Raw genomic sequence first — 14,328 nt, forward strand, 5'->3', positions numbered from 1 at the left:
TTGCCTTTCAATTCAAACCTGGCGTGTATATTCAGGCTTCCATACGCTTCATTAATCTATGGGACAATATCTCGTAAATTAGTCTGACAACGATATTCGCCAGAATGATGAGGCTGGACATCGCCGCTGCCGCAGCCACGTCACCCGCATCGTCCATATTGACTATTGAAACCGAAGCCAGCTTGAAGGCGGGGGAATATAGAAATACGACAGCAGAAACAGTCACCATGGAGTTGACAAAATAATACACGAATATTTCCAATATCGCCGGTAGGGACACTCGAGCCGAAACACGGAAAAACAGTCGATACAGAGGTACACGCATCGATTCCGAGACCAATTCATATTCTTTATCAAACCGCTTCAGCGAGGTCGTGGCGGTAACGAAAGTCACCGAATAAAAATGGACAATATTCGCCAGCACAACAATCCAGACCGTTCCATACAGAGTATGCAGAGGGTTATCCGGCCGATTGAAAAATAAAATATACCCCAGACCGATAACAAGACCCGGCAACGCTAAAGGAAGCAAAGAAATAAAATAGCCTATCTGCCGAACAGTACGCCAGATCCGCAGCTTCTCAATAAGATAAGAATGGACGAATACAATAGCCGTACCGAAAATGGCTGACAATAGCGCGACATACAGGCTGTTCCAGAATGGCTCAAGCCCGCCGCCGGATACGTTTGAGAAATCATAGTGTTTCAGCGTTAGCTCCAAATTATAAGGCCATATTTTGATTAGCGATGCGAACAGCACCGTCAGGATCAATAGGATGATACCGGAAGCAATAAGCGTACAATATGCCGTATATACGGCATCGCGCAACCGGCTCTGCTTAATTTGGTATGGTGTCGCCTTAACGGAAACCATCGTCTTTTGCCTGCGTTCCACAAAGCGGTCGATTAAAAAGGCTGCTATGGCCGGAATCGTCAAAATGATGCCGATCACCGCACCCATTGACATATTTTGCTGTCCGATAACCTGTTTATAGATGTCTGTCGGCAATACGTTGTATTGACCTCCCACTACCTTCGGCGCTCCAAAATCGGTAAAGCTGAGTGTGAAGCATACGAATAACGAGCTGATCAACCCGTATTTCGATTGAGGGAGCGTTATGGTGAAAAATTGCTTCCATTTTCCGGCCCCAAGTGTTTCAGATACTTCGTACAAGCGATAATCCACAGTCGAAAAGGATACCATAAGAATTAAAAACGCCTGAGGAAACGTGTAAATAACCTCGGCAATAATTATTCCCGTACTTCCATACATCTGAATATCCAGGCCCGGCAGCAGCCCGAACAGCCCTGTCGTAACCAACCCCTGGTTGCCGAATAAATAGGTCAATGCAATCCCGTGCATCATCGTCGGAGCAAATAAAGGAAGCAGAGCAATATAACGAAACCCTATCTTCCCGGACATCCCAGTGCGGGTCAAGGCGTAGGCGTAAAGATAGGCGCCAGTTACGGAAATTGTTGTAGTCATAAGGGACACATAGATCGAATGCCACACAGATCTGGATAATGAGGGAGTAGTCAGATATTTGGCAAAGTGGGCAAAGCCCACCCATTCCTTTTGCTGATTTTGAAAGGCATTAACAAATAAGTCGATGAGAGGCAACAGGATGGATATCGTCAGAATGATTAACATTAAGATCAACAGCAAGCGAAGAATCCACCCTTCGCCTCCTGCCTTTTGTCGCGTCTTCGGTTTAAATATCATGCGCTCTGTACTCCTCATTCACTTACCGCCACTTCAAGCTGGGCTTGATCCAAGTCATTCCGGTCAGCAAAAAACAACATTTTCTCTTCGGGAATAACAACGGTAAATTTATCGCCATTATTTAGCATCAACCGGCGGAATTCTTCAACAGGCACATCGACTTGTAATATTTGTCCGGCGCGAATTCTTCCATCCTCCTGTATCGTTTGACCCGTAATCCGGTAAAAGGAGCCGCGAAATTCATAAAAATTCAGCACAACGTGAACTCCGCCTGCCGCAGGTTTCGATACGACCCGGATATGCTCAGGCCGAACGGCTAACAGCCGTTCATCCTTGCGTTCGCTTCTTTGGTCCGCCTTCTGCCTAATAAAATTCATCGCGCCAATAAAATCAGCGACAAAGGGGGTTCTTGGCCGATCATAGATATCTTCTGGCGTACCGATTTGAATCACTTCCGCATGATTCATTACAATGATGCGGTCAGCCATCGTCAAGGCTTCTTCCTGGTCGTGAGTCACCATAACCGTCGTAATTGCTAGCCTCTTCTGCAGATCGCATATTTCCTGCCGCAGCCTATGTCTTACCTTTGCATCGAGAGCCGATAACGGTTCATCCAGCAATAGAAATTCCGGCGATAACGCAATCGCTCTCGCCAAAGCCACACGCTGTTGCTGTCCGCCGGAAAGCTGCGCGGGATAACGATCCCGCGCCTGCATTAGTCCAACCATCTCCAGCATTTCTTCCACCTTGGAGCGAATTTGCTGCCTGGTCATTCCCTTTCCCTTTAAACCATAAGCAATATTCTCATATGCCGTCAGATTCGGAAATAAAGCGTACGATTGAAATACAACACCGAAATTACGGCTCGCCGGAGGCAGGGTTGTAATATTCTTCCTGTTCAAAACAACCGAACCTGAGTCAGAACTTTCAAGCCCTGCAAGTATTCTGAGCAACGTCGTCTTCCCGCATCCGCTCGGCCCGAGCAAGCATACAAACTCACCTTGCCGTATGCCGATTTGAATTTGTTTTAACGCTTGGAATCCGCCAAACGTCTTACTTATGTTATTGATCTCCAAATAGTCTGTCATTGTGCACCTACCTTATTGAAAACAGTGGCCAAATTATTATTTAGCTTCATTCTTGGAATCGTAACGTTTCTGCCACTCTTCGAGAATGCCTTCACGTTCATTGGACATCGTGTTCAAGTCATTTTTAATCAACTGCTTCACCGGATCTTTCTCATAACCTTCCGGAATTTTGCTGTCCCCGCTCTTCACGCTGACAATCGCATAGTTTTTGTTATACTCCTTCATTACTTCATCACTTATGGCCCAATCGAGGAATTCTTTGGCGATAGGCTTGACCGAATCTTTTTTCATAAGCGAATTCGCTTCAACATCCCAACCGGAACCCTCTTTCGGGAAAACAACTTCTACCGGAGCTCCGCCTTTTTTCTCGACGATTCCTCGATAGCCGAAGGAGACCCCTATCGGGTATTCGCCGGTTCCGGCCAGCTTGGATGGCTTCGAGCCGGATTGCGTATACATGCCGATGTTTTTGTGCAGCTTGTCCATATACGTCCACGCATTATCTTTGCCCATTAATTGGATTAACGCACTGACGGTAAGGAAGCCTGTACCTGAGGCAGCCGGATTCGGCATCGTAATTAAGCCTTTATATTCAGGTTTGATCAGATCCTCGTAAGATCTGGGAATCGCCAAATTCCGTTTCTCCAATTCTTTGGTGTTCACTACGAAGGCTGTTTCCCAAGCATCAATCCCGACCCAGGTTGGCGGATTTGCCATGTCTTTAAACTCTGGAATGACACGTTCCACACCTTTTGGCGCATAAGGCTCCAGCATATTATTTTGATTCAGCACAAGCAAGCTGGTCGCTGCTAGCCCCCACACAATATCAGCCTGCGGATTGTCTTTTTCGGCCAGCAATTTAGCCGTTATGATGCCGGTTGAATCGCGAACGATATTTATTTTGACATCCGAATGCGCTTGCTTGAATGTTTCCAGATACGCTTGGATTTGATCATCTTCAAGCGCCGTGTAAATGGTCAGTTCTTTGTTGTTAACATTCTGACTTGATGATGCGTTATTGCCTGATGTTGTTGTTTTACCATTGCTACATGCAACAAGAAGCGATACCAACAAAGTTACCAGAACAGAAAGCTTCATTACCTTTTTCATCCTTGTTTCTCCCTTTATCTTATTTTGTCGACCCTAAAAATATAACCCCGCATTGTTATCATATCGTCATCTAAATGTTAATTGTTGATTAATGTTGTTGTTTTTTATTATTTTTTTGTTGTTTTTTGTTGAATATATTCATTCTTTTTTTGTCCTTTTCCTTGGGCTAATTGCTGGTTTTCCATCAGGAACCAAAACGAAGGCTATGGAAAGAAAGATTCGCACATTTCAGCAGTTTCCAGGTTTAGCCCAGAGAAAAAGAAAAGTCCTTCCCAAATATCTTGAGAAGGACGAGTACATAGCTCATTTCAAATATTGCCTTGAGTTAGCTGCACCTCTATATTATGGATCAAATGCTACACTCCCTAACTAGTATCTAGGTTTATATGATCAAGCAAACTTAAATCTAAAATGGAGTGATGATAAATGGCAACAATTATAAGTTATGGTTCACAGGAAAAAATCCCGTTAGACCCGCTTACTACTGTTTTAACGGTTGCGGAAATTCCTGGAGCTGGAGCGGAGCTAGCCGCAGCGCAAGTAGATATTAGTCCGGCTAATCCTGCCTCTTTCTCCAGTAGAGTCTATATTTATAGATCCTTTTTTCGTTTTACTACAATTACAACTATAAATTTGTATTTCAAAATGATAGATTCTTACCAATAAATCTATTGGACCCATATCATTCACAGCAACTGCTATTGGAGGAGACGGGGTAATTTAAGTTATGCACATTAAAAAAAGTCGTTGAACTCATTGAGCAAAAAAATATTGACGATTTTAAAAGATATACGAAGAATAAAAAAAGCCCGGCAGACCATTACGGCCGGCAGGACTTTTACCGATACTTTCGATTTTGATAATCATAACATATTCTCAAGCGTTTGAGAATTTACTTATATTACCTTCATTACCCCTAAATGTAAAACATGTAATTGTCCGCATGACTTTCTTCTTTAAAGTTGATCAGATCGGACAAGGTTGTGGAATCCAGCACATCAGCGATGCTGTCGCGGATGCGCAGCCAGAGATCCCGCTTTGCCGGATCGTCCTCTTCAGTGAAATCTACTGGTGAAATAGGTCCTTCCAGCACGCGGATGATGTCTCCGGCGGTAATGGTGCTGGATTCACGGGACAAAATATATCCGCCATAGGCTCCGCGGATACTCTTCACCAGTCCTGCGTTGCGCAGCGGTGCGATCAGTTGTTCCAGGTAATGCTCGGATAGTCCGTTTTTCTCGGCGATGCTCTTAAGGGATGTGGGACCTTCACCAAATTTCAGGGCAAGCTCCATCATAATGGTTAATCCATAGCGTCCTTTTGTCGATATTTTCAAAGGTGCACCTCTTTCGGTTTAGTTGCTGGCGTTAGTCAATCTAATCGTTGCATCACATGAGAAATGTCATATCAACGTATTCCGATGTTTGCTCTCAGCTTATGTTATCATATCCTTGGACACATTTGGAGCGGAAACCGTAATTTTTTGCAAGAATGTTCGCCAGTGGTGGACAAATTGTCAAATATCCCGTCAGATCTGCTGCTATTTGCTGTTGGCTAATGCAGCCCGGGGTAGACAGGTATGTTATAATACACAATGAACCGGGTTCTGCAACCTACCGGTATTTTTTGCATAGAAAATGGTGATTTCGATGACAAAGGCAAATCAGGATACACGTGTCGTTGTCGGCATGTCGGGAGGCGTCGATTCCTCCGTTACGGCACTTCTGCTCAAGCAGCAGGGCTATGACGTCATCGGCATCTTCATGAAGAACTGGGACGACACCGACGAGTTCGGCGTATGCACAGCCGAGACCGACGCCGAGGATGTCCGCCGCGTATGTGAGCAGATTGATATTCCTTACTATACCGTTAATTTCGAGAAGGAATACTTTGATAAAGTCTTTTCCTATTTCCTCGATGAATATAAGGCTGGCCGGACACCCAATCCGGATGTTATGTGCAACCGCGAGATTAAGTTTGGGGAATTCCTCAACAAGGCGCTTCAGCTTGGTGCGGATTATGTTGCCACAGGCCACTATGCACGGGTCATTGAAGAAGAAGGTGTCTTCAAGCTGCTGCGCGGCGTGGACAACAACAAGGACCAGACCTATTTCCTGAATGCGCTGAATCAGTATCAGCTCTCCAAGGCCATGTTCCCGATCGGACATCTGCCGAAGCCTGAGGTGCGCCGGATTGCCGAGGAAGCCGGTCTCTACACCGCGAAGAAAAAAGACAGCACCGGCGTCTGCTTCATCGGCGAACGCAATTTCCGCGAATTCCTCAGCCAGTACCTGCCGGCTCAATCCGGAGACATGGTGGATATCGCCACAGGCGAAGTCAAAGGCCGTCATGATGGACTCATGTACTATACACTGGGCCAGCGGCAGGGTCTTGGCATCGGAGGTTCCGGTACAGGAGAACCCTGGTTCGTCGCCGAGAAGGATCTGGAACGCAACATTCTATATGTGGTTCAAGGAGACAAGCACCACAGTCTGTACTCGACAAGTCTGATAGCTTCCGGTGTGAATTGGATCGAAGCAAGCACACTCGGAACTGCCCCGGTGAAGTGCACCGCGAAGTTCCGCTACCGCCAGCCTGATCAGGGGGTCACCTTGACCGCTCTGGAAGACGGTACAGTACATGTTGCCTTTGATGTGCCGCAGAAGGCGATTACACCAGGACAGGCCGTTGTGTTCTACCTTGGCGAGCATTGCCTGGGTGGTGGGATTATCGAGTCTGCCGAGAAGGTCGTGCCGCAGCCGCAGGTGTAATCTTGCCGCATTTATGATTTAGCCGTATGCAAAAGAACCTTCAAGACCACTGGGCAGTGGGTTGAAGGTTCTTTTTGCATGATTTTACTTGGACAAGCGCTGACTCTTCATTCCACTATCCGAATTCCAATCCAATTATGGCTGGAGCCCCCATACCAATACGCCATTCAAATACAGCGGCACCCGGTTCCAGTCGGTATAGACCGTTTTGGTTGGATCGTAAGAATAATCCTCTGCCTCATTGTAATTGCTCCAGTCCGTTTTGTTGATCCGCAGCTGAATCTCCCCGGTGTTCGCACCGGGTGCCAGGCTGCCGGCTGCCGAACTGAATGAAATCTCCACGTAATAATCAGCTCCGGCTACAGCAGGAACGAGCTTCACGAAGCTGCCCTGCACATTGCCGCTGCCTACCGTGGCATAATCCACATTGAACTGCTGAGCCTTTTCCCCGTCAATGGTGTAATAATATCTAAGTTTGAGTTTGCTGAGATCAACCGCTGTAGTTCCGTTATTGATAATCCGCAATTGTGGACGGAACTGTGAGTCACCGGCATTCGTATCCGTTGTGCGGTACTGTACAACCAAATCCCCCACTGTCGGTACAGGCACAGCTACAGGTTTGGCAGAGACTTCCGGAGAATCCGGGCTGGTTCCCACTTCGTTAGTGGCGCTCACTACATAATAGTAAGTTGTATCATTAAGCACGTTAGTATCATTGTAGGTGGCCTGAGTGACATCACTAAGTGTAGTATAAGGTCCGCCGCTTGTGGTTGACCGCTTAACCGTATAGCTGTCTGCACCTGTCACCTTGTTCCAGCTAAGCGTAACCTTTTTGTCGCCTGCTGCTGCCGCCGGTTTGGATGGGGCTTTTGGTGCAGTGGGTTCCGCAGTTCCATTGTTGATCAGACGGTCATATTCGGCATAGGCCGTGGCCATATCCACCTGTGACCAGAACCGGTGATAGGTGAATTCAGGGGCTCCATTATCCCATGTCTTGGTTACTGGATTGTAGGAGCTGTTGTATTTTCCCTGTAGATAACTCCACTTAGGATCATTTTTGATGTCCGGCAGTACATCTGTATAGCTTGCATATACTCCATTCCCACCTTTGGCAGGATCAGAGGCTACGGTAGAATTGCCCGGAATGGTGTTTCCCTGTCCAAACGTACCCGTCCAGCCCGCAGGGAAATACACTTCTTTGGTGAAGTAGCGGGAATAATCCGCCCGGTTCTCTACTGTAGTGATACCAACCCCGTCATTATAACCCCATGCCGTATCCAGCAGTGATTTGGCCAGCTGTGAGGCCGTTCCGCCAAGCGCAGTATTGCTGCCATGCTCTGCTTTATTGCCGGCAGCATAGAACGTGAGTGCTTTGATATAGCTGCCCAGCACGCCGGTATCCTGGCCCGGATTCTTGGTGACGGCCTTCAAATTGCTGTTGCCGCTGAAATTACTGAAGCCATTCCAAGTATTCGGCTGTCCCTGCCACTCCACATTGCCCGGAATCCAGAATTCACCGGGTGCGGATACAGTAGCCACTTGCGGGTCAGCACCGCCGAGAATCCGTTGTCCTTGTTTGTTCAGATAATAACCCTCGGAATCTGTCACCGGACGGCTGCCGGCAAAAGCGTAGTCGGTGGACCAGTCGATCCAGTTCTCTACGACGCGTTTGGCCATTTGGAAATTAGCCGAAGTGGTATCGCCGCTGGAAGCCAGAATATAATACAGCTCAGCTACACGCTCTACACTCCATGCCTGCATTCCGAACCAATTATTGGACGGAGGATCATGGTAGACGGGCGCTTCATCATAGGCCATGCCATAAAATGTGCTTGTACCCGCTGGATAAGCGCTGTATGAGCCCTTATAGCTGTTAGTGGCTCCACCCGCTATTGCCCCTTCGGATGACTGCAGCCAATTGTAGAATTCCAGCTGGCGGGTCAACGATTTACTCCAATCCTGTCCCGCCGTTGCCGAAGCCGGGACCAGGCCCCCGGCCGGATCAGAAAGGGCATACGCAGTAACTACGTTCTGGTAGCCCTGATGAGTATGGCTGGCGCCAATTCTCCACGCCCAGTTGCCATTTGCACCCAGGCCGCCGCCCCATGCGGTATACCAGGCCATCAGATAATGGCTGGCATCCTTACCGGTTCCGGCTTCCGGTGTACCGTCTGCCGCACTGCCGATCTTTTGAAAATACTTGTCGTACATGCCGTAGCGCAGATAGTCGCCCATTTTCTTGGCTTTGTTCAAATAAACTGGATTGTTATAGCCAAGCTCTTTAGCCCAGTACATAGCCTGTACTGCACGTGCGTCGGCGTCCGTCGCATCGGTGTACCGCCACTGCGCTGAAGGGACATTGCTTTCTTTGGTGAACAGGCTCATGAAGCCTTCATTGGTTTTGCCAAATGATTTGTCATCCTGGGATGGATGAGGGACCGCCTCCCACACGGATTCCTGCTCGCCCCGCTGAAAAGTATTCACGTAAGCGGCCGTATGCGAAGGATTCAGTAAATTACCGAACCCGTACCAGTTGTCCACGTCGACAAGCCAGTGCATCAGATAGGTCTGATTGTTGCCATAGGTAGACTTTAGTTCGGTATCCAGCGGATCTTTACCCGCAGTGTACTTGCCGTTCAGTGGGCTTGGATATTGGTCCGGCTGCCCGAACTCGGAGGCGTAAGTCGCCGGACTATTCGGGTTGTAGTTGCTCATTGTCGGCTGCTCCTGCACACCATCGCCTTCATTCACAGGTATGATGTATTTCTCCATGTTGTCCCAGGCAGCCTCCAGCTTGCTCCAGTCTCCGGTATGATAGCCATACAGCACTTCAAGCCACATCCAGTAGCTGTAGGCCTCCGAGGTAGTCATATGCCCATAATTGGGCGCTTCGCTGAGCAAGGTTTCTACCGAATGATACGGGACGCCTTCAGCCGAGAAATAGCCGCTTGCCGGGTTTTTCAGTTGGGCGTAAAGTTGCAGGAACCGCGTCTGTTCCACCGAAGCTGCCTTTGCTGTTGCGGGTCTGAAATTAAAGGTACCGGTCATAAGGGTGAGAATCAGGACTGCAGCCATGGCCAAGGAAATAGGTCTCTTGATTGAACTTAGCTTTATCATTTCGGCATGCTCCCTCTCTGGATCAATTTATGGTTCCAATCCCCAAACCAATTTCCCTTCATGGTGAAGCGTGACTTTATCCCAATCTGCGAAGGTCTGCTGGGTTCCGCCATAGGAATAATCGTTGCTTTCATTGTAGGCTGTCCAATCTGCTTTGTTGAAGCGCACCTGGATTTCACCGGTATCCGCGCCTGGAGCAAGATTTCCGGCACCTGCAGCAAAAGAAATCTCCACATAAGAATCTGCCGTCGCGCCAGGAGCAGCCAGCTTCGCAAAGCTGCCGCTTAGATTCCCGCTGCCAACGACAGCGTAGTCACAGTGAAATTCCTGCGCCTTGTCTCCGTCAACGGTGTAATAGTAGCGGAGCTTCAATCCGCTAAGGGCTACCGCCTGGGTTCCCGTATTCACGATCCGGAACTGGCTGCGGATCTGCGAATCGCCGGGACTCGTATCATTGGTGCGGTATTGCACCCGCAAATCTCCCGTGGAAGGTATGGGAGTCTCACGCGGCCGGGCAGTGGCCTGAGCGGATGCCATACCCTCTCCTACTGCATTTGAAGCGGTTACAACATAATAATAATCCACCCCGTTCACCAGCCCGCTGTCACTGTAGGCTGTTCCTGTTACTGTTCCAATAACCGTATAAGGTCCGCCGCTGACCAGTGCACGTTTGATACTGTACTGTGCTGCGCCGCTAACCGCATTCCAGGTCAACGAAACACTGGCATTTCCTGCGGCTGCCTGCAGTCCAGTTGGACGGCCCGGAACCTTGGGTTCGCTGGGATTTCCGCCGGACGGCAGCTCTCCGTAGACCTTAACACCTGCGTCGAACACCGGAATATACGGATTCTTCACAGGAGCGGAGGCATTTGAAGCCACGCCCCGGAAGGAGAAATCATTTGTGTTATCCCAGAAGGACGTATTCAGTGGAGCACTAATCCGGAACTGGATCTCCTTGTGGTAGGCCGATTGCCCACCAGGATAAACCGGTGTGCCGGTGAAGTCAATTTTCGTGTAATAAATATGATTCGCTTCGTCAAAGGGAAGCAGCGGCGAAACGGTCCCGCCCTGGTTGTAGCCTCCTGCTTTGACCGTGATATCTTCCGGTCCATACCCTGCGGCCTCAGCTTCGCTTAGGTCCACATAGTAATTAAATGACATCGAGCTGCTGGAACGTGCCGGCCTGCCGGAACGGTTATTGATAAGCGCCCGGATTTCCACAAAATTGCTGCCGCTCGCATTCACCGAAGTCTCCGCGAACATTTCATCCTCCCGTGTTTCCGCCGGAGGGAAGTTGCTAAGCGGCTGTTGCCCCTGCCCGTGCAAGAGCATCATTTTGGCCAAAGCGCCTGTAAACGCTGAATTGTAATCGGTTGCAACTTCATTCGAGACATAATCATTGATCGTATCCGTATAGCTGTCGGTCTTGGAGGGTCCACCCACCAGTGCACCATACAGAACATGGCGGTGGTTGACAGGGGTTGTCTGGCTGTCGCTCCAGGAGCCATGTGAAGTCCGGTGATGCGGATGCTGTGGTGCATTACTGCCGAAGCCGATGACATAGCTGCTGTTACGGGGATTATCACCCAGCATATAGGTCATCTGCCGCTCGGCAAACGTACGGGCTGTATTCCGCTTTACCGGATCGGTTACCCAGTCTGCATAGACAAAGGCCAGAAACGCCTGATTTGCCGCATATCGCAGTGCCCCCCACTGGTCCAGATGGGCAAGCCCTCCTGGTGTATAGGCTACACGGTCGGTTGTCCCGTTCACCCCGGTTGTCCAATACTGCATATTCCGCTCAGTAGATTGAATAAACCGGGGATCGCCTGTGATACGCGAGAGCAGCAGCTGTGCACCATAATGCTTGTCATCCCAGGACTGGGTCCACTGATAGCCCCACTGACCGGATTGATTGGTGCCCCACGAGTTGCTGGCGGCTACGGCTTTGTCCAGATAAGTCTGTTCACCAGTCGCCATATAGAGCCAAACTCCGCCCCAGCTTAATTCGTCGGCATAGCCGCTCCAGGAATTGTAATACTGCTTGGCGTCAGTGATACTATCGGAGTAAGCTCCACGGTACGTATCGGCAAAATGGTATAATTGCTTCGCATGCAGCAGCAGCTTGTCCGCATATGCCGCATCCGAGTCCCTGAAAATGATGGACGCCGATGCTAAGGCTGCAGCAGTTTCAGCCGCCAGATCTGAGCCGGGATGAGCAGCATCAATCTTGTACGACGGACGCGCCATAGGCATGACCTCCGCCGGCCCCCACCAATTGTGATCCGCCGTACCGTTACCGACCTGTCCCCACAGCTCATTGGGAGCGGTATGCGCTTTCACAAAATAATCTGTTGCCCAGCGGATGTTACCAAGAATCTCATCCAGCTGGCCTGATTGCACATAACCATCCTTGTACTCATAGACTGACCATGCCAGCATCGTGGCTGTGTACGCCATAGGAAACCCGAATTTAACATGGTCTCCCGCATCATACCAGCCTCCCGTCAGATCGTGACCGACATCCGCACCGTCCTGCAGCCCGGAGTCACCTCTCCATTCCACACGGTTATTATCCGGCAGATCCCCGGATCGCTGAGCTTCATAGAAATAGATAGATTTCTGCAGTGCCTCTGCATAATTGAATCCACTTCCCTCCGCTTTGCTGACTGACGGGTAAAATGCTGCTCCTGAGACCAACGTGCATGATAGCATTACACATAAAGATAAGATTAGGCCTTGCTTCCGCTTCTTCAGTTTCATCCAAGCCCAGCTCCCTTCTTCTTCCTCATCTTACATGCCTGCTCGATCCCTTTCATCACGGACCAATACCTCCCCAGTGTCCAGACTGTAATCGTGTTCATTCGCCAGATTCATCTCCCACCTCCCACAGTCATGTCAGGATATACTCATCCCATATACACATATACCATATACAGGGATTTAATTCTATATATTTACAGTAAAAATTCTCTCGAAAACAGTATTTTTTGTAAAAATATTTCCATTTCGATCATATTTTCGCGTGGATATTCGACTTCTATCAAATCTCCACAAAAAAAACCATTCTCTTACGAGAGGCCCTGCTGCCCCATTTCGTAAAAGAACGGTTCTGTGCAAATACTTTCCGCTTCTTGGTGTACGCTAATGGCCGCGCCGCAACCCCTGATTATGGCGGATCTTCGCCTCATTCCCCTGCTCGGTAGCCTGATAGAACACCCTTCGGGCAATCGCCTTCGGCAAATATTCCTGCTTCACATAATGGCCGGGAAAATGATGCGGATACTGGTAGCCTTCATGGCCAAGCTCCGATGAGCCTTTATAATGCGTATCCCTTAGATGGAGCGGCACCTCGGCGGATTTCAGTTCCTCAATGCTATCCAGCGCGTTCGAAATCGCCATTACGACGGCGTTCGACTTCGGGCTCTCAACGGCGAACAGAATCGCCTGAGCGATGTTCAGCCTGGCCTCCGGCCAGCCATTGTTCCGGTAGGCCTCGAGAGCACTGACCGCCTGTACCATCGCTTGCGGATTGGCTAAGCCAATATCCTCGCTGCTGGCCGCGATCAGGCGCCGGATGAACGTCATCGGGTCCATGCCAAGCTTCTCCACGGCATAGAGGAACCAGAACAGAGCGGCATCGCTGGAGCCACGGATGCTCTTATGAAAAGCCGATAGAATGTCGTACTGCGTCGATTCATCGGCTTTGACAATCGGACGGCGGATGGATTCCTCCGCTACCGCAAGCGTAATATGAACGCTGCCGTCAGCCTCCGGTGCCGTTGTCATGGCAGCCAGCTCCAGTGCGTTCAGTGCACGCCGGATGTCGCCGTTGGCCATGCCCGCAATATGCTGCAGCGCTTCTTCATCCGCCTGCAGCTGCATGAATCCCAGTCCCCGCTTCTCATCAGCCAGCGCTCTGTGCATCGCAATCAGGCTATGCTCACTTGTCAGTGATTCCAGCTGAAACAGCGTGGAGCGGCTCAAAAGCGCTCCGTTTACATAATGGAAAGGGTTCTCCGTAGTCGCTCCGATAAAAACTATCGTGCCCTTCTCTACAGCAGGCAGCAGCGCATCCTGGCGGGAACTGTTAAAACGGTGTACCTCGTCCAGGAACAATATCGTCTTCGAGCCGTACAGTGATTTATTGCTCTGCGCACGCTCAATGACCTCACGCACATCCTTAACCGATGCCTCCACCGCATTGAGACGTACAAATTCCCCCTGCGTATGATGGGATATAATATGGGCCAAGGTCGTCTTGCCGCAGCCGGGCGGGCCATAGAGCAGAATGGAAGACACCTGGTCGGCTTCAATCGCACGGCGCAGCAGCTTGCCTGGTCCCACAATATGCTCCTGGCCGATATATTCATCGAGATTCTCCGGGCGCATCCGGTCTGCAAGCAGACGTCCGCCCGCGGGTTCCTCACCGAAGGAAAATAAATCCATGATTCCACTTCCTTGCTATGATCTTGTAGGCGTTATGAAGCATTACCGCTCTCTATCATACCACACGGCG

Annotated in this window: 9 protein-coding genes; 2 read left to right on the plus strand and 7 right to left on the minus strand. The window is 49.6% G+C overall.

Annotated features, from left to right (window positions below):
• Positions 1-31 precede the first annotated feature (31 nt).
• Genes ACTJKB_RS27880 through ACTJKB_RS27890 form a run of 3 tightly spaced genes read right to left on the minus strand, consistent with a single transcriptional unit; the run spans position 32 to position 3,921 of the window.
• Positions 32-1,723, minus strand: coding sequence for a putative 2-aminoethylphosphonate ABC transporter permease subunit (locus ACTJKB_RS27880; RefSeq protein ID WP_440837571.1), 1,692 nt, complete (start codon positions 1,721-1,723; stop codon positions 32-34).
• A 14-nt stretch (positions 1,724-1,737) separates the two neighbouring features.
• Positions 1,738-2,811: a putative 2-aminoethylphosphonate ABC transporter ATP-binding protein gene (locus ACTJKB_RS27885; protein ID WP_440837572.1), complete on the minus strand. Its 1,074-nt coding sequence runs from the start codon at positions 2,809-2,811 to the stop codon at positions 1,738-1,740.
• Positions 2,812-2,847: 36 nt separating this feature from the next.
• On the minus strand, positions 2,848-3,921 hold the full coding sequence (locus ACTJKB_RS27890; RefSeq protein WP_440837573.1) for a putative 2-aminoethylphosphonate ABC transporter substrate-binding protein: 1,074 nt from the start codon (positions 3,919-3,921) through the stop codon (positions 2,848-2,850).
• Between the two features lie 426 nt (positions 3,922-4,347).
• On the opposite strand from ACTJKB_RS27890, the gene ACTJKB_RS27895 reads away from it, so the two are divergent.
• A complete protein-coding gene (locus tag ACTJKB_RS27895) occupies positions 4,348-4,587 on the plus strand; it encodes a hypothetical protein (RefSeq protein ID WP_440837574.1) in 240 nt (79 codons plus the stop codon).
• Between the two features lie 250 nt (positions 4,588-4,837).
• On the opposite strand, the gene cymR is transcribed toward ACTJKB_RS27895, so the two are convergent.
• Positions 4,838-5,257, minus strand: a complete 420-nt coding sequence (gene cymR, locus ACTJKB_RS27900; RefSeq protein ID WP_379161010.1) for a cysteine metabolism transcriptional regulator CymR — start codon at positions 5,255-5,257, stop codon at positions 4,838-4,840.
• A 313-nt stretch (positions 5,258-5,570) separates the two neighbouring features.
• Here cymR and mnmA point away from each other — a divergent pair, with 313 nt between their 5' ends.
• Entirely contained in the window at positions 5,571-6,692 is a 1,122-nt protein-coding gene (mnmA, locus tag ACTJKB_RS27905; RefSeq protein WP_440837575.1) for a tRNA 2-thiouridine(34) synthase MnmA, read from the plus strand.
• 135 nt (positions 6,693-6,827) lie between these two features.
• Here mnmA and ACTJKB_RS27910 read toward each other — a convergent pair whose 3' ends face one another.
• The 3 genes from ACTJKB_RS27910 to ACTJKB_RS27920 form a co-directional block, all read right to left on the minus strand.
• Entirely contained in the window at positions 6,828-9,809 is a 2,982-nt protein-coding gene (locus tag ACTJKB_RS27910) for a glycoside hydrolase family 48 protein (protein WP_440837576.1), read from the minus strand.
• A 27-nt stretch (positions 9,810-9,836) separates the two neighbouring features.
• A complete protein-coding gene (locus ACTJKB_RS27915; protein WP_440837577.1) occupies positions 9,837-12,572 on the minus strand; it encodes a glycoside hydrolase family 9 protein in 2,736 nt (911 codons plus the stop codon).
• 381 nt (positions 12,573-12,953) lie between these two features.
• The gene (locus ACTJKB_RS27920) at positions 12,954-14,258 is read right to left on the minus strand and encodes a replication-associated recombination protein A (protein WP_440837578.1); all 1,305 of its coding nucleotides are present in this window, start codon (positions 14,256-14,258) and stop codon (positions 12,954-12,956) included.
• Positions 14,259-14,328: the final 70 nt, after the last annotated feature.

Origin of the sequence: Paenibacillus sp. 22594 (genome assembly GCF_052044425.1) — a bacterium.
GTDB lineage: Bacteria > Bacillota > Bacilli > Paenibacillales > Paenibacillaceae > Paenibacillus_AQ.